At 58.2% G+C, this 15,341-nt stretch carries 13 protein-coding genes; 9 read left to right on the top strand and 4 right to left on the bottom strand.

The features are described 5' to 3' along the window. The 4 genes from LU682_RS08940 to LU682_RS08925 form a co-directional block, all read right to left on the bottom strand. Nucleotides 1-1,212 (bottom strand): cytochrome c, encoded by a 1,212-nt coding sequence (locus tag LU682_RS08940; RefSeq protein WP_010954987.1) that lies wholly within the window; start codon nt 1,210-1,212, stop codon nt 1-3. 2 nt (nt 1,213-1,214) lie between these two features. Then, nucleotides 1,215-1,751: a (2Fe-2S)-binding protein gene (locus tag LU682_RS08935; protein ID WP_003254265.1), complete on the bottom strand. Its 537-nt coding sequence runs from the start codon at nt 1,749-1,751 to the stop codon at nt 1,215-1,217. Further along, nucleotides 1,744-4,575, bottom strand: coding sequence for a xanthine dehydrogenase family protein molybdopterin-binding subunit (locus LU682_RS08930; RefSeq protein WP_049588208.1), 2,832 nt, complete (start codon nt 4,573-4,575; stop codon nt 1,744-1,746). The genes LU682_RS08935 and LU682_RS08930 overlap by 8 nt, the downstream gene beginning before the upstream one ends. 494 nt (nt 4,576-5,069) lie before the next feature. After that, entirely contained in the window at nt 5,070-6,317 is a 1,248-nt protein-coding gene (locus LU682_RS08925; protein WP_060489951.1) for an IS256 family transposase, read from the bottom strand. A gap of 358 nt (nt 6,318-6,675) precedes the next feature. Here LU682_RS08925 and dsbD point away from each other — a divergent pair, with 358 nt between their 5' ends. From dsbD to LU682_RS08880, 9 genes are all read left to right on the top strand, one after another. Beyond that, nucleotides 6,676-8,391 (top strand): protein-disulfide reductase DsbD, encoded by a 1,716-nt coding sequence (dsbD, locus tag LU682_RS08920; RefSeq protein ID WP_010954988.1) that lies wholly within the window; start codon nt 6,676-6,678, stop codon nt 8,389-8,391. After that, nucleotides 8,391-9,227 (top strand): TlpA disulfide reductase family protein, encoded by an 837-nt coding sequence (locus LU682_RS08915; RefSeq protein WP_010954989.1) that lies wholly within the window; start codon nt 8,391-8,393, stop codon nt 9,225-9,227. The genes dsbD and LU682_RS08915 overlap by 1 nt, the downstream gene beginning before the upstream one ends. A gap of 1 nt (nt 9,228) precedes the next feature. Continuing rightward, nucleotides 9,229-9,987, top strand: coding sequence for a thiol:disulfide interchange protein DsbG (gene dsbG, locus LU682_RS08910; protein ID WP_010954990.1), 759 nt, complete (start codon nt 9,229-9,231; stop codon nt 9,985-9,987). Nucleotides 9,988-10,735: 748 nt separating this feature from the next. After that, entirely contained in the window at nt 10,736-10,945 is a 210-nt protein-coding gene (locus tag LU682_RS08905; RefSeq protein ID WP_126404336.1) for a hypothetical protein, read from the top strand. A gap of 58 nt (nt 10,946-11,003) precedes the next feature. After that, nucleotides 11,004-11,867 carry an McbB family protein gene (locus tag LU682_RS08900; protein WP_061405691.1) on the top strand — a complete coding sequence of 288 codons (864 nt, stop codon included), beginning with the start codon at nt 11,004-11,006 and terminating at the stop codon, nt 11,865-11,867. Next, nucleotides 11,867-12,658, top strand: a complete 792-nt coding sequence (locus LU682_RS08895; RefSeq protein WP_061405692.1) for a SagB/ThcOx family dehydrogenase — start codon at nt 11,867-11,869, stop codon at nt 12,656-12,658. Before LU682_RS08900 ends, LU682_RS08895 begins: the two co-directional genes overlap by 1 nt. A 4-nt stretch (nt 12,659-12,662) precedes the next feature. Next, nucleotides 12,663-13,865, top strand: a complete 1,203-nt coding sequence (locus LU682_RS08890; RefSeq protein ID WP_010954993.1) for a YcaO-like family protein — start codon at nt 12,663-12,665, stop codon at nt 13,863-13,865. Continuing rightward, a complete protein-coding gene (locus LU682_RS08885; RefSeq protein WP_049588204.1) occupies nt 13,862-14,605 on the top strand; it encodes a hypothetical protein in 744 nt (247 codons plus the stop codon). The genes LU682_RS08890 and LU682_RS08885 overlap by 4 nt, the downstream gene beginning before the upstream one ends. Next, on the top strand, nt 14,605-15,306 hold the full coding sequence (locus LU682_RS08880; protein WP_049588202.1) for an ATP-binding cassette domain-containing protein: 702 nt from the start codon (nt 14,605-14,607) through the stop codon (nt 15,304-15,306). Before LU682_RS08885 ends, LU682_RS08880 begins: the two co-directional genes overlap by 1 nt. Nucleotides 15,307-15,341 lie beyond the last annotated feature (35 nt).

Below are 15,341 nucleotides of genomic sequence, written 5' to 3'. Positions count from 1 at the left end.
TTACTCCGCCTTCAGCTCGGCGAGCTGCTGTACGTTCAGGTCGCCGGGCAATCCACCCCAGGCCTGGCGCAAGTAGTTGACCATATCTATCACCTGTTGGTCATCAAGCTTGTCGGCAAAGCCCGGCATCGGCTGCATGCGCTCGAAGCCGGTGAACTGCTGTTCACGGATGCCCTCGAGGACCACCTTGACCAGATTGCGCGAGTCGGCCTGACGCAGCACGGTGTTGCCGCGCATGGCCACGGCGATGTGCGGCTTGCCCTCACCGTCAACCCCATGGCAGCCGGCGCAGACATTTAGGTACTGCTGGTGGCCCCGCTTGGCACTGTCGCTCATCTGCTCCAGGGCAACGGACTCGATAGCCTTGGCCGGCGGCGGCTGGTCGCCCAGCAGGTAGGTGGCCATGGCCGCAAGGTCTGCATCTTCCAGGTGCTGGGTGCTGTGGTGCACCACCGGGAACATCTCGTTGAACATGCTGCCCTGGGCGCTGATGCCGTGCTTGAGGAAGGTGGTCAGGTCCGGCTGGGTCCAGCCGCGCTCGGCCAGGTCCTGGGCCAGCAGGCTTGGCGCCAGGTAGCCACCCAGCAGGCCGCCGCTCAGGCGTTGGTCCTGCTGCAGCGCACCGATCGGGTTGCGCGGGGTATGGCATTCGCCACAATGGCCCAAGACCTCGACCATGTACTGGCCGCGCTGCCAGGCCGGGCTTTTGCCCTCGGTCGGCTGCAGTTGCACGCTCTTGCCATATAGCATGTTCCAGCCGCTGAGCCCCATGCGCACATTGAACGGGAAGCGCAGCGCGGTCTGCGGTGCCGGGCGGTTGATCGGCGGTATGGTCATCAGGTAGGCGAGGATCGCGTCCGAATCTTCACGCTTGATCAGGTGGTACGAGGTGTAAGGCATCGCAGGATAAAGGTTGGCGCCGTCCTTGCGCTTGCCCTCGGTGACTGCGGCGAAGAACTCGTCGGCGCTGTAGTTGCCGATGCCGTACTGTTTGTCCGGGGTGATATTGCTGCCATAAATGGTGCCGAACGGCGAATGGATCGGCAGGCCGCCCGCATACGGCGCGCCGCCTTCGGCGGTGTGGCAGGCCATGCAGTCGGCCGCGCGGGCCAGGTATTCACCGCGCTTGACCTGCGCATCGTCGGCCGCCAAGGCAAACGAGCTGACAGCCAGCCCGAGGGCCAACGCCGAGGCGCTACGTACGAAGCCCATGTTCAACCCTCCTTGACCAGGCCGAGATCGTTGAGCACCTTGCGGGTGGCATCGTAGTAACGCACATAGCCTGTGCAGCGGCAGATGTGGTGACCGAGGCTGGCCTCGATGCGGTCCTCCACTTCGCTCTTCTTCAACGGCTGGCGCTGGGCCGTTTCCACCAGCACGGTAGCGGCATTGACGAAGCCTGGTGCGCAGTAGCTGCACTGGAAGGCGAACAGGTCGACGAACTTCTGCTGGATCGGGTTGAGCGTCAGGTTGCCGGCCTCGTCTTTCTTGGCATGGCCTTCGATGGTGCGAACCTTCTTGCCTTCGAAGTAATGCGCACCGGTGATGCAGGTGCGCACTTCTTCGCTGGTGCCGTCGGGGTTGTCGACGATCACCACGCAGGCGTGGCAGATGCCCTGGCCGCAACCCAGGCGCGAGCCGGTGAGGTTCTGGTGTTCGTGCAGGTAGTCGATCATCGCCAGGTCCGCGGGAACCTCGACCGGCCCGACCGGTTGACCGTTGAGCGTCAGTTGCAGTGGACGGTTAGCCATTGAGGGCCTCCTTGATACGGGCTGGGGTGATGGGGAGATCGCGCACGCGCTTGCCGATGGCATGCGCGACGGCATTGCCGATGGCACCGACGACCGGGATCATCACCACTTCGGCGATGCCCTTGGAGGGGTCGGTCGGTGACAGCGGCGGGAGGATTTCGCTGGTCTGCTGCCACACCGCCACATCGCGCGCATGCGGCAGGCGGTAGCGGTTGAAGTTCCAGTCGCCCTCCCCGGGCCCACCCTCGTACAACGGCATTTCTTCGGTCAGTGCATGGCCAATGCCCATGGCGATACCGCCTTCGAGCTGGCCCTTGACCAGTTCCGGCACCAGCACCCGGCCACACTCGACCCAACTGTGGTGGTTGAGCACCTGCGTCTCCAAGGTGCCTTTGTTGACCTTGACCTCGACGATGGTCGCCACCGGGCTGTAGTAGGTGACCATGGCATTGTTCAGCTGGGTGTCGGGGTAGGCCGCATTCTGCCGGTCGAGCAGGTGATAGCCATGGCTGCCCATCTGCGCCTTCTTGGCATTCACCGCACCATCGCCGTATTTCACCGCCATGGCATCGAGCGGGAAGCGCTCGCGCACGCCATCGATGACAAAGTCGGCCTCGGCCCAGCTCCAGCGGTTGAAGCCGTGCACGCTCACGCCGGTAACCAGCCCCATGTCGTGGGCCTTCTGCGCCAGCTGGGCAAACGGAATCGGCGCCAGGCCGTTGCCGGTCAGCTCACCGTTGACCCACACCGCATTTTCACGGCGCACCACCAGCGGGTTGGCCTGGCCGCCGTGCGGGCCTTGGCTCCAGATCGCCATGGCCGCCGGCCACAACCCATGATTGAACAGCACACGCGCCGCTTCGCGGGTGGCATGGCTGAAGTAGAACGCCGAGTTGGTCGCCGACGATGGCGACGCCAGCTTGCCGACCCAGCGCGGGTTGCGCAGCGCGGCGTCCTGCTCCGGCTGGCTGATCAGGTACGGGTTTCCGCTGGTGCTCAATTGCAGCTCTGGCCATTCGGTGACTGCAGTCTTCACCTCGTCGGCCGAACGGCCGAGGAAATCGCTGACCACCAAAGCCTGGGAGGTGGACATGCCGGTGCCCAGCTCGGTGCCGATATGGCGCAGGCTGATGCGGCCATCGGCGCTGAACTCGACACTGGCCATCGGCGCCTCGGAACCTGTACCGAAGTCCTTCTGGCAGATGGCGAAGCCGACGCCGTACCAGTGGTCCGGGTCCTTGGCGTCCATCTGTTGCTTGCGTGTATCGCGGTTGCGCCACCACTCGTGCACAGCGGCCTTGTCGAGGATCTCGTACAGGCGCAGGGCGCCGGCCGGGACCGCACCCTGGGTGTTCTTCATGCCCGACTTCAGCGCGTTGGCGCGGCGCAGGTCGATGGCATCGACGCCCAGGCGGCCGGCGATCTCATCCACCATCATCTCGGTGGCCGCCATGCTCTGCAGGGTGCCGTAACCGCGCATGGAGCCGGCCTCGACGCCACGGGAGTAGTAGGCGGTTACCGACAGGTCGTTCTGTGGCATGTAGTAGATCGACTGGGCAGCAGTGGCGCCCACGGCGGCCACCGACGGGCTGTAGTTGATGCGCCCGCCGCCGTCGCAGCTCATGTCGGCGCGGAAGATCTTGAAGCTGTTGTCCTTCTTGTCCACCGCCAGCTGGTAGCGGATATCGAAGGCATGGCGCTTGATGCCGCTCTGGAACTGCTCGTAGCGGTCGTTGGCCAGGCGGATCGGCACGCCGGCGCCGTACAGCGCAGCCACCGCGGCATAGAAGACGAAGATATTGTTGTCTTTTGAGCCATAGCCCACGGTATAGCCCGGGTGCATGTTCAGCGTGTTCAGGGCGAAGCGCGACGGTTTGATCATGTGCACGCATTCCTGCGCCACTTCGAACGGGCACTGAGTGGCGACCACGAAGTGCAGCGTGCCCGTGGCCGGGTCATACCAGCCGTTGCCGTTGTCCGGCTCCAGTGCGGCAGGTTCGATGGACGGCGTCTTGTAGCGCTCGTCGAACACCAGCCAGTCCTCGGGCGGGTTGTCCAGCTGCTCGGCCATGCGCTTGGCGTAGAACAACCCCTGCTCGGTCAGGTCGCCGTGCTGGTTGGGCTGCTTCGACCACACCGGCTTGCGGTTGAGAATGGTGGGGAACAGCATGGAGTTCTTCAGGCTGGAGAACTCATCGTCGTCGAACGGCGTGGCGCCACCCACCCGCACGAAGCGGAAGCTGCCATAAGGGTCGCGCTGGTACAGCGGCGCCTGGGCACCGTAACGGATCGCCTGCTGATTGAACTGCAGCTTGCGCTTGGCCTGGCGGAAGCGCTCGAAGTCATGCCAGATCAGGATCGCCACCGGGTAGCCGATGAACATCGGCACCTTGCCGGGCGGCAGCAGCGGGTCGGGCGAATGGGCCTCGGGCCAGGCAATGCCGTCCTGTTCGAGGTCGGCGGCGGTGACGATGCGGTCCGGCTGCAGGTCGCTGCCGAGCAGGCTGAGGTCATGGCCGGCATAAATCCGGTCGACCTTGGTCGCCTTGAGCAGCAGCGCATGACCTTGCTGCGCGGGCCAGCCGGGCATGTCCTTGGCGCGGATGTCGCGGGCGAACACTTTGTCGCCGCAGACCTTGGACAAGGCATCGTTACGGAAACGCGCCTTGCCGTCGTGGTTCATCCACTTCTGTGGCGAGGTGGTGACGCGCTCCTCCATCAACGCGGCGAAGGCCTGGCTGCCAAGTGGCGCCATGGTCACGCCGACACCAGCGATCAGGCCGCCTTGCAGGAAGGCGCGCCGGGAAATATCACGGTTGGACATGCTTGATCCTCTGGGCAGTTGGGGCCTGCCCTTTCTTTTGATTCTTGGCCTGGCTTGAGAAAAGCTGACCTTGGCGTCAACTTTACAGCAATTGGGTGGGTAGAGGCAAAGTCAAGCTGACAATGTGTCGCGGTGTGTATAGGGCAATGGGCGGAATTCGCGCTTTGGCGGGTAGGTGTTTGGCGGGAGGTTTTCAGCGCCTGGGAGGTGTTCGCCGGGGGATTTTCAGCGCCTGGGAGGTGTTCGCCGGGAGAGTTTCAGCGCCTGGGAGATCGAGCGCCGCCCGCGCGGCGCTTCGCGGGTAAACCCGCTCCTACGTTTGTTTCGGGCCAATTATTCCTGCGGGATTTGCGCGCGACCGCCTTGGGGCATGTCTCGATATCGCGTCGTACAAACAAGGCGGTCGCGCGCGACTGGTGCAGGAGGGACTGGGGAAGTGTCAGATTTTTTGTGTGCGGGCCGGTAACGGCCTGCCGTCAGGCAGGCCCTGACTTTCACCAGGTCGGCCTGATGAACCGATCTCCGTACAAAATCGCGAATTGATTCATCGCACTTTTCCAATCATGCGCCGCTGAGCCCCAGTTTGCCGTGATGTTTCGCAGCCCCAGCCAGATCAGCTTGGTAGCTGCGTCATCGTTCGGGAAATGGCCTCGGGTCTTGATGATCTTGCGCAGCTGGGCATTGATACTCTCGATGGCGTTGGTGGTGTAGATCACTTTCCGGATGGCTGGTGGGAAGACAAAGAAGGGAATCACTCGATCCCAGGCGCGTCTCCAGGCCGCAACGACCGTTGGATACTGCTTGCCCCAGGGCCCGTTTTCAAACTCATCGAGTGCCTGCTCAGCCGCTTCGGCGTTGATGGCCTGGTAGATCGGCTTGAGCGCCTTGGCCAGTGCCCGCCGCTTGTCCCAGGCTGCAAAGTCCAGGCTGTTGCGGATCAGGTGCACGATGCACGTCTGCAGAGTCGTCTCTGGAAACACGGCGCTGAGAGCCTCTGGCATGCCTTTGAGGCCATCGGTCACGGCAATCAGCACATCCTCGACACCACGTGTCTTGAGATCGTTAAAGACCTTCATCCAGAACTTCGCACCCTCGGTGTTCTCGATCCAGATGCCCAAGATATCGCGCGTCCCGTCGGGTAGAACGCCCAGCGCCAAGTAAATGGCCTTGTTGCGCACCAAGCCTTCTTCGCGGATCTTCACCCGCAGTGCATCGAAGAAAATGACCGGGTACATGGGCTCTAGTGGCCGCTGCTGCCACGCGCCAATTTCTTCCATGACCTCGTCTGTCACAGAGCTGATGAAGTCGGGTGAGACCTCTGTTCCATACTGCTCGGACAGAAAGGCTCGGATCTCTCTGACCGTCATGCCACGGGCGTACATGGCGATGATCTTGTCATCGAAACCGGTGTACCGCCGCTCATGCTTGGGGATGAGAATGGGCGCAAAACTGCCGTCTCGGTCACGAGGAATTTCCAGCCGCAGCGGGCCATCGCCGGTCAAAACCGTCTTGCCACTCTTGCCGTTACGCTGGTTGGTTTCATCCTCTGGGCGCTGCGCGCCCGGCGGATAACCCAGGTGGTGGCCAAGTTCGGCGTGCAGAGCGCGTTCGATCAAGGCCTTCTTGAACGCCGCAGAGGCATCCTCGATAGCCTCTGCGGTCATCAGGCCCTCACCGAACTGCTCCAGCAGCTCTTTGGGGATTTTGGGCAGGTCACGCAAGGGTTTCTTTTTGGTTGGCATACATGCACCTCTTACTCATGTTATGCCCGAACACAAAATTTCTGACACCCTCGGGACTGGCCGAAACAAACGTAGGAGCGGGTTTACCCGCGAAGCGCCGCGCGGGCGGCGCTCGATCTCACAGGCGCTGAAAATCCTCCGGCAAACACCTCAAAATTCCAACGCCGTCCACTCAAAATTCCAACGCCGCCCCCTCAAAATTCCAACGCCGCCTCCCCTCGAAAATCCAACAACAAAGACCCTGCAAACCCAGAACAAACTCTTACTACTCCTGACCCACCCCCAACACCCGCGTTAACCTTCATTTAATCAACCCCAGCCAGCATGGCCCCATTCCCAGATCTGCCAAGGCGAAGACATGCGCGTTCTCCTGCTCTTCCTCACACTCCTACTGGCCGGCCCGTTGCAAGCCAACCCGTTCGATGTGAAACCAGACTTCCTGCCGGTTGACCAAGCCTTCGTGCTCACCCACGACCGCCAGGCCGACGGCCAGATGCGCCTGTACTTCCAGATCAAGCCGGGCTACTACCTGTACCAGAAGCGCCTGAAGTTCGATGGCCTGCCCACCGAGCAACACCCGCAACTGCCACCGGCACTCAACCATCACGACGAGTTCTTCGGCGACAGCGCGGTATACCGCGACCAGCTTGAACTGCTATTGCCTGCCAACGCCCAGGGTCAGTTGCGCCTGGGCTGGCAGGGCTGCGCCGACGCCGGCCTGTGCTACCCGCCGCAAACCACCTCGATCGACTTGGGCGGCACCGTAACGCCGGCCGCCGAGCAAGCCAGCGACCAGGCGCTGGCCAGCGGCCTTCAGCAAGGCCACCTGGCCTGGAGCCTGTTGGCGTTCTTCGGCCTTGGCCTGCTGCTGGCCTTCACCCCCTGCTCGTTGCCGATGCTGCCGATCCTTGCCGGGCTGGTGCTGGGCAATGGCGCCAGTGCCCGGCGCGGCTGGCTGCTGGCCGGGGTCTATGTGCTGAGCATGGCCCTGGTGTACGCCGGGCTGGGGGTGGTTGCTGCCCTGCTGGGTGCCAGCCTGCAGGCCTGGCTGCAGCAACCCTGGCTGCTGGGCAGCCTGGCGGGGCTGTTCGTGCTGCTGGCCCTGCCGATGTTCGGCGTCTTCGAACTGCAACTGCCTGCCGCCCTGCGCGACCGCCTGGACCGCGCCGGGCAAGGTACCCGTGGCGGCAACCTGTATGGTGCGGCATTGCTCGGGGCGTTGTCCGGCCTGTTACTCGGCCCGTGCATGACTGCGCCGTTGGCCGGTGCGCTGCTGTACATCGCGCAGAGCGGCGACGTGCTGCAAGGCGCGCTGGTGCTGTTCAGCCTCGGCCTGGGCATGGGCGTGCCGCTGCTGTTGCTCGTAACCCTGGGCAACCGTTATCTGCCGCGCCCGGGTGCGTGGATGAACCGGGTCAAGGGTGTGTTCGGTTTCGTGTTCCTGGCCATGGCGCTGTACACCGTGCGCAGCCTGCTGCCTGCGACCTTGCTGCTGGCACTGAGCGGCGCCTGGCTGATCGCCCTGGCCTGGGCCGCCTGGCCGGCCCTGCAACGGCTGCCGGCATTGCGTGCAGTGCCGTTGCTCGGCGCGCTGTGGGGTGGCTTGTTGCTGGTCGGTGCGGCAGCAGGCGGCGACGACCTCTGGCAGCCACTACGCCCGTTCGCCGGTGGCGTCGCCGCGACAGCCCCAAGCCAACACGCCGAAGACCGCTTCGTCACCGTCAGCCGCCCCGAAGACCTGCAACGTGAGCTGGATGCGGCCAAAGCCCGCGGCCAGTGGGTGATGCTCGACTACTATGCCGACTGGTGCGTGTCGTGCAAAGTCATGGAAAAACAGGTATTCGCACGCAGCGACGTACAGGCCGGCCTGGCCGGCGTACACCTGCTGCGCCTGGACGTGACGGCCGACAGCCCGGCCAGCAAAGCCCTGCTGCAGCGCTACCAGGTACCCGGCCCGCCCAGCATCATCTGGATCGGCCCGGAAGGTGAAGAACGCCGCGCGCGGCGCATCACCGGTGAGGTGGACGCAGCAGCGTTCCAGCAACACTGGGGCCAGACCAGGAGCCAAGGCTGATGCTGACCGTAACACTCGGGCCACTGACCATGGCCCTCAACCATCTGCTGATGCTCACCGCCCTGGTGATCGCCAGCGTGGTCGGCTGGTGGGTCGCCCGACGTGGCGGCGAGAGCCCGGAATCGGCGCTGTTCAACCTGTTCCTGATCGGCCTGCTGTGTGCCCGCGCCGGCTTCGTGCTGGCCTACTGGCCGATGTATCAGGACGACCCGCTGCAAATCATCGACATCCGTGACGGCGGCTTCCTGTTCTGGTCGGGCCTTGCCGGCATCGTGCTCGGAGCCCTCTGGCAGGGCTGGCGCCACCCCGGCCTGCGCCGCCCGCTAGGCTGGGCGCTGTTCAGCGGGGCACTGTTCTGGGGCCTGGCCAGCCTCGGCGGCCACCTGTACAGCAAAGGCACCGAGCTGCCCGAACTGAGCCTGAACAACGCCGGCGGCCAGGCCGTGGCATTGCACAGCTACCGCGGCAAGCCGCTGGTCATCAACATCTGGGCCACCTGGTGCCCACCGTGTCGGCGTGAGATGCCAGTGCTGCAACAGGCACAAAGCGATTACCCGCACGTGACCTTCCTGTTCGTGAACCAGGGCGAGACCCCGGAAAACGTCAGCACCTTCCTCGCCACCACCGGCCTGAGCCTGACCCACGTGCTGTTCGACGGCACCGGCCTGCTGGCCCAGCGCGTCGGCTCCATGGCCTTGCCCACCACCCTGTTCTACGACGCCAACGGGCGGCTGGTTGGCAGCCACCTGGGCGAACTGTCCCGGGCCAGCCTGCGCCACGCCCTGGAACCTTTCGACCGGGCCATTGCGCCCGCCCCTGCCGCACAAGGAAACTGACATGCGATTGACTGCACTGCTGCCCCTGTCCCTGACCCTGCTGGCCACCCCTGCCCTGCAAGCCGAAGAACTGCCCAAGGCGGTTCAGCAGCTGCAAGCCAAGGGCGCCGTGATCAAGGGCAGCTTCGATGCGCCCAACGGCCTGCGCGGTTATGCCGCCGAGTACCAGAACAACGCCCTGGCCCTGTACCTGACCCCCGACGGCAAGCACGTGCTGGTCGGCAGCCTGTTCGACGAACAGGGCAAGGACCTGAGCGCCGAGCCGCTGCAAAAGCTGGTATACGCGCCGATGAGCAAGGAAATCTGGGCGAAAATGGAAAAAACCGCGTGGATCGCCGACGGCAAGGCCGATGCGCCGCGCAAGGTGTACCTGTTCAGCGACCCGAACTGCCCGTACTGCAACATGTTCTGGGAACAGGCGCGGCCCTGGGTGGAGTCGGGCAAGGTGCAGTTGCGCCATATCATGGTCGGCATCATCCGCGAGGACAGCCCGGGCAAGTCGGCGGCGCTGCTGGCGGCGAAAGACCCGGTCAAGGCCCTGCAGCAGCATGAAAAGGCCGGCAAGGCCAGCACGCTGAAGGCACTCGAGCAGGTGCCAGAGGCTGTGCAACAGAAGCTGGCGGCGAACATGGCGTTGATGGAAGAGATGGGGTTGCAGGCGACTCCGGCCATTTTCTATCAGGATGAGCAAGGCAACCTGCAAAGCCAGCAAGGGGCACCACGGCCGGAGATGCTTGGGAAGATTCTGGGCAAGCGCTAGTGCATGTGGTGGGGCACAGATCGAGCGCCGTGAAGCAGGCGACGTGGGGCATGGCACCGGCTACGCCGGTGTTCGCGGGTGAACCCGCTCCTACGGGGCTCGCGCTAACGGCTGGGTTTTGCGCCAGGCCCGTGATCGCAAGGCCTGCGCGGTCGGCCGTAGGAGCGGGTTTACCCGCGAAAGGGCCGGACCTGCTGGCCAATTTCCACCAGCCGTTCACCGTTGCCGCCGCCACTGTATTCGCGGGTAAACCCGCTCCTACGCTGATCGGGGGTGGAGACACATTGGTGATTGGACGCAGGCCGTTCTTTCGCAAGCAGTAAATCTCCCGAAATCAATCTCACGACCCGGCAAATCTATCCCCACGCAGGTCTAACCCTGCAACTCAAAATATCTAGAAACAATTCTTCGGAGCATGCTGATGTCAAACATCAGCATGCTCGCGCCCCTTATTAAAACTTCACACCGCGCATAACAAAGAACACTCACACGCTCACCACAGAGCTTTCGCACGCCAGAATCAGAAGCTTCTTACATAAATATAAGAAGCACTGAAAACTAAAAACCATTATCAGATCAAAGTAAGACCCTTCTGAAGAACTTTCCCACGAAAACGGCTTTAAACCAAAAACTCCAATACCATTCCAAGCCACTTACCCTCCACCGAAAGATTGACGTTGAAGAATCTAACGCCTAAACCTCCTGATGCCCGCACATGTCGGGCCACAACAAAAACAAGGAGACACCTATGGAAAATCAATATGGTATTAGCGTCATGGAATTGGCTTCCGATACACATTGCGATATGGAAGCGGAGTTCTTCGGAGGGTCTGGCAGCGCCGGTGGTTGTGGTGGTAGTGGTGGTTGCGGAGGCGGAGGTGGCTGCAAGGGAGGCAGCGGCGGCTCTGGCGGCAGTGGTGGAAATAACGGCATTAACAACGACCCGGTAACCCTGTAACAAAAAGCGGGCGCACACGAGTTCTTGCGCGGGCGCCCGCACCTTTTCGAGGTGCCAAATGAAAACACTCAGAGTTTACAACTACGAAATACTGAATTTCGACAGTGATCCTATGGTTTTTTCATCCAGCGGCTTCACCAGGATCACCGAACCTAAAATAATAAGGGCATTACAACTTATTGAGGAGAGTCAATCCAAATATATTCAGCACCACGCGCTTGAAAAAATTCTACGAAAAGTTCATCTTCAGCCTTCCAGCGCTATGAACTTCTTAAAAAGTCTATCCATTATAGGAGAACCCACTGACCCACCGTTCTTCCAGCACACCCTCATCTACCACGACTTAGAAATTTCAGACGAAACAAAGAATCTTCTAGAAAGCAAACACAGCGGATCTTTAGAAATAAGGCAATATTCAGAATATACACCCCATACGACCCGTAAGCCAACGCTATTCGTATTCGCCTGCACTAAACTTAGCCCGCACTCACTAAAAGCCAATTATTTAAATCTATTGGTATCGAACCCTCACTGCGGAGCCACCGTTGGCTTTATCAGTGGCAATCACTTCCACTTAACGGAAATGCATATCCCCGCGATTGGAAACCCGTGTGCATTTTGCACACTTGACCGCATTACTCACTACGAAAAGCTGAGAGCAAGCCAGCACCACTGGTGCAAAATCTGGTCTTTTTGCTGCAGCAGCAAACTGGATTTACCCAAGATACACGTTGATGAGCTCCAAAAATCCTTGATTATAGGCACCATTGTTTCATTTATAAGCAAACTCACTAAAGCCCCAAAATCGAAAACCACTCAAGATCAAGTTCTATTATCCAGAACAATCAACCTGGAGACTGGAGTCACCACCGAGGACCCCAGCGTCCACTGGCCATTGTGTCAATGCAGAGGAGTTAAATAATGAACATAAGCCATGATGAGTACTTAAAATTTCTATCGCCTGAGGTCATGGATGAGACATTGGCTTTCCATGCCAAAGGCAACTATACGATACACAAAGCAACTCAACACTTGAGCGCCCTGCACCAAATACCACCAAAAGACCTCGAAAAACTTACCGGAAACGAACTAAAACTCAATACCATTGTAGCCCCAAGCAAAAACAAAGAACCGACTCTTACACCTCTGGCGAGCCCACACCCGCTACGAAGAAATAGTTCATGCGAACGATTTGAAGCACGCCCTCTTCACTTTGATATAGTCCAAGCATTGCTTGCACCGCTCTTAACTAAAAGCCCTACCACCTACAAAAGAGGCTACCCAAGCGGCGGAGCACTTTATCCAATAGAAGTATTTTGCATCAATCTCAACAACAAGATTGAGCAATGGCCAACTGAAAGTGACGCACTGCACTTACTTCCATCATCGAGATCACTGGAGGCTCACACCCCATCAATTGACATCCACCAGCTGACCGAGGCAATCATTCCAGAAAGTATTGATATAGGCTCACCGTCCCTGGCCCTTATATATTCAATATACTTACCCAAAGCACTGTTCAAATATCGATATCGAGGCTACCGCTTGAGCCTGATGGAGGCCGGCTCGATGTACATGATTACCGATTTACGATGCAAAGAACTCCAACTAAACAGCAGACCCTGGTCAGGCTATACCGACCACCAAGTAACAAAAAACTTGAACCTTAACCCGTCTCTATTCTTACCCGTGTGCATCCAGTTAATAGGTTGAGCTCATGAATTTTTATAACGAGATACATCACCCGACATTTACGGACTTTTTGCTACTTAGACCCAGCGCAGTAAATCATTTACCACACAGCGTTGAGTGCGGCAGCCGCTGGCGCACCTATGGTTCGAGTAGCGGCTGGTCGTCAGACATAACTGACAGCGCCCTAGGCGAACATTTTGAACGCAAGCATTTCTACTTGGACATCCCTGTGCATGACACGTGCAGACTAGGTGACGGGCTGACCACTGAAGAGTGCCAAGCATTCACCAAGGCATTTTCTCAAACTTTAATTTCAAGCGAGAAATCATCATTGCAATCACACTGCTTTGACCGAACCACTGTATACAGAGTCACAGATTTCACATCTTGCAAGGTACCCACCGCCTGCCTTTCCATTTCAGAGTGTAAAAACTCAACCGACAACGGTTTTTATCCTATTAGAGACACATGCGGTTGCAGCGCACACATTACGATCAACAATGCAGTACTAGGCGCAATCAGAGAAAATTTGGAACGACAGTTCCTACTTCGATTCTGGCTTACAAAAACCTGTACTGCAGAAATTGAATTCGATGATGCCTGCCTTACACTGACAGCGAGCGCAAGCCTAGCACTTTTCCAAGAACTGAAAAAATCTGGCGAACTTTGCATCCTTAATCTCACCGATCAACGTTTCCCAGGAAGTTGCATCCTTTTATGCTACGGCAGTCAAGACATTAACGCCAAAGTCAAATATTGTGCAGGAATGGCTTATGCCGCCACTTCAAGAATTGCATTAGAAAAGTCGATAGTTGAATTATGGCAAACATTGAGATTCATGCAATCAGTCGACAGCGAACACGAACTAAAAAACCCCCTCCAAGACCCCTACCTCAAGCACTTCCTGAGTTGCAACAGCTATGAAACTTTCAAAGAAATATCCAGCGAAGTCAAATTCACCCAACACAACCATGAGCTTACATTATCGAAAAAGCTAACAATTCAAAATTTATTAAAGACTCTAAGAGCGCTACAACTTAATGGGTACTTATACCTCTCCTCCACCCCTTACAAACAGTCAAATCTTTACCTCTGCAAATATTTCTCTCCCAATCTTTTTCTCCACATGAACAACGCAAGACACTTCAACCTCGAAAACACTTATTCCGCACCTTTCTACAACGAAATCATCAGCAGCCAGAATTCCAAAATGGTCCCATTCCCATGAATTTAACTTCAAACCACTTTATACGCAGCGCAAAAAAAATCACGACAATCACAAAAATCTTGACCACTGAGCACTTGAGGGAGCCCACATCGCTTCTTTGGTCAGCGCTGGCCCCTTGCATACTCTTCATCATCACCCAGCCAACGCATGCAGCCTCGACCTATACCGCTTCAGCCGCCTGGTTCTACTCATACATCTCTGCCACCCTCGCGTTCTTTGGATTCAGCTTCTACCTCATCGGCAGGAGGGAAAGTGGCTTCACGCGGTCCTTCATCTACCAACACAGCGCAATCAAGCTATTCCTGACTGCCCACACACTCAGTTATTTTTTATTGAGCTCGCTTTACGCCACACTATTCTACCTCTTGACCAAACCCTTACGAGGTCACTACTCACTTCCTGAATATCTCTATCTGATGGCATGCTTTTACACCAGCTACCTCATGTTCACCTGTATCGGCCTGGGAATCGCCGCGCTGCCGATAAAATTCAGCACAGCCAGCACACTTTTCTCACTCATGTCATTTCTCATGCTGGTCTCCGGATACACCGGCGCCACGCTGGGGCACGATGCTTCGCATGCGCTAACGCTGATCAACCCGCTCTTTCTAAGCGCGCAGATCTTCCATGGCGAAATGCCCCTTCTCAACAGTTTCCTGATTGCACTTTCGGCCTCTGCAGCCTCGACATACCTGACCGGAAGGTATTTCAGAATCCAACCCATATGGAGCCGATACTGATGGACATTTTAACTATAAACAACCTTCACTTCGGATACAGCGGAAACCCGCTGCTGAACGACATTGAACTCACTATAAAAGCGGGGGAACTGGTCGGCATTCTGGGCAACAACGGGGCCGGAAAGACAACCCTTTTCGACCTCATCTGCAAAATAAAAAAACCGGCAAAAGGTGCCATTTCCAATTTATCCAGGCGTCAGGCCTATTTGACCCAAATCCTTACACCGCCCCCGTTACTGCGTATGAACGAAGCGGGCAAGCTTATCACCAGCCTAACCCCCAACGCTTCCCCAGATCACACAGAGATTCTCTCGAAACTAGCCAAATGGTCCCCGTCACTGTCCAGGCGATATGCAGAAATCGCCAAGAAAAAAGCCGCCAATTGCAGCTACGGTGAAATTCGCAGCTACTTCACGCTGACCTTGTTGCTTTTAAACAGTGACTTGATCATTCTTGATGAGCCAACGGCTGGCGTAGACCCTGAATTTCGACATTATATATGGCTCGGTATAAAAAGCGCGTGCGCGGAAGGTGCGAGCGTGCTGATAGCTTCTCATTACACAGAGGAAATCACGAAAAACTGCCAGCGATTTTATATGCTCGCAAACAAGCGACTGGAAGCGTTTGACAGTGGTGGACAGTTCATGGAACGCCACCACGCCAAATCGCTGGATGAAGCCTTTATTAATGCATCGACCTAGGGGAAATCCTAAAAATTAAATCCTGGATTCAGCAA

Origin of the sequence: Pseudomonas alloputida, from assembly GCF_021283545.2 — a bacterium.
In the GTDB taxonomy this organism is placed as follows: domain Bacteria; phylum Pseudomonadota; class Gammaproteobacteria; order Pseudomonadales; family Pseudomonadaceae; genus Aquipseudomonas; species Aquipseudomonas alloputida.
The sequence above is the reverse complement of the archived record's forward strand: the minus strand, read 5'-3'. Positions and strand labels throughout refer to the sequence as shown.

Bases quoted from the DNA above. Each gene is read 5' to 3' on its own strand.
- LU682_RS08930 (WP_049588208.1), bottom strand. From the start codon at position 4,575: ATGTCCAACCGTGATATTTCCCGGCGCGCCTTCCTGCAAGGCGGCCTG.
- LU682_RS08895 (WP_061405692.1), top strand. From the start codon at position 11,867: ATGAACATAAGCCATGATGAGTACTTAAAATTTCTATCGCCTGAGGTC.
- LU682_RS08890 (WP_010954993.1), top strand. From the start codon at position 12,663: ATGAATTTTTATAACGAGATACATCACCCGACATTTACGGACTTTTTG.
- LU682_RS08900 (WP_061405691.1), top strand. From the start codon at position 11,004: ATGAAAACACTCAGAGTTTACAACTACGAAATACTGAATTTCGACAGT.
- LU682_RS08940 (WP_010954987.1), bottom strand. From the start codon at position 1,212: ATGGGCTTCGTACGTAGCGCCTCGGCGTTGGCCCTCGGGCTGGCTGTC.
- dsbD (WP_010954988.1), top strand. From the start codon at position 6,676: ATGCGCGTTCTCCTGCTCTTCCTCACACTCCTACTGGCCGGCCCGTTG.
- LU682_RS08925 (WP_060489951.1), bottom strand. From the start codon at position 6,317: ATGCCAACCAAAAAGAAACCCTTGCGTGACCTGCCCAAAATCCCCAAA.
- LU682_RS08880 (WP_049588202.1), top strand. From the start codon at position 14,605: ATGGACATTTTAACTATAAACAACCTTCACTTCGGATACAGCGGAAAC.
- LU682_RS08935 (WP_003254265.1), bottom strand. From the start codon at position 1,751: ATGGCTAACCGTCCACTGCAACTGACGCTCAACGGTCAACCGGTCGGG.
- LU682_RS08885 (WP_049588204.1), top strand. From the start codon at position 13,862: ATGAATTTAACTTCAAACCACTTTATACGCAGCGCAAAAAAAATCACG.
- dsbG (WP_010954990.1), top strand. From the start codon at position 9,229: ATGCGATTGACTGCACTGCTGCCCCTGTCCCTGACCCTGCTGGCCACC.
- LU682_RS08915 (WP_010954989.1), top strand. From the start codon at position 8,391: ATGCTGACCGTAACACTCGGGCCACTGACCATGGCCCTCAACCATCTG.
- LU682_RS08905 (WP_126404336.1), top strand. From the start codon at position 10,736: ATGGAAAATCAATATGGTATTAGCGTCATGGAATTGGCTTCCGATACA.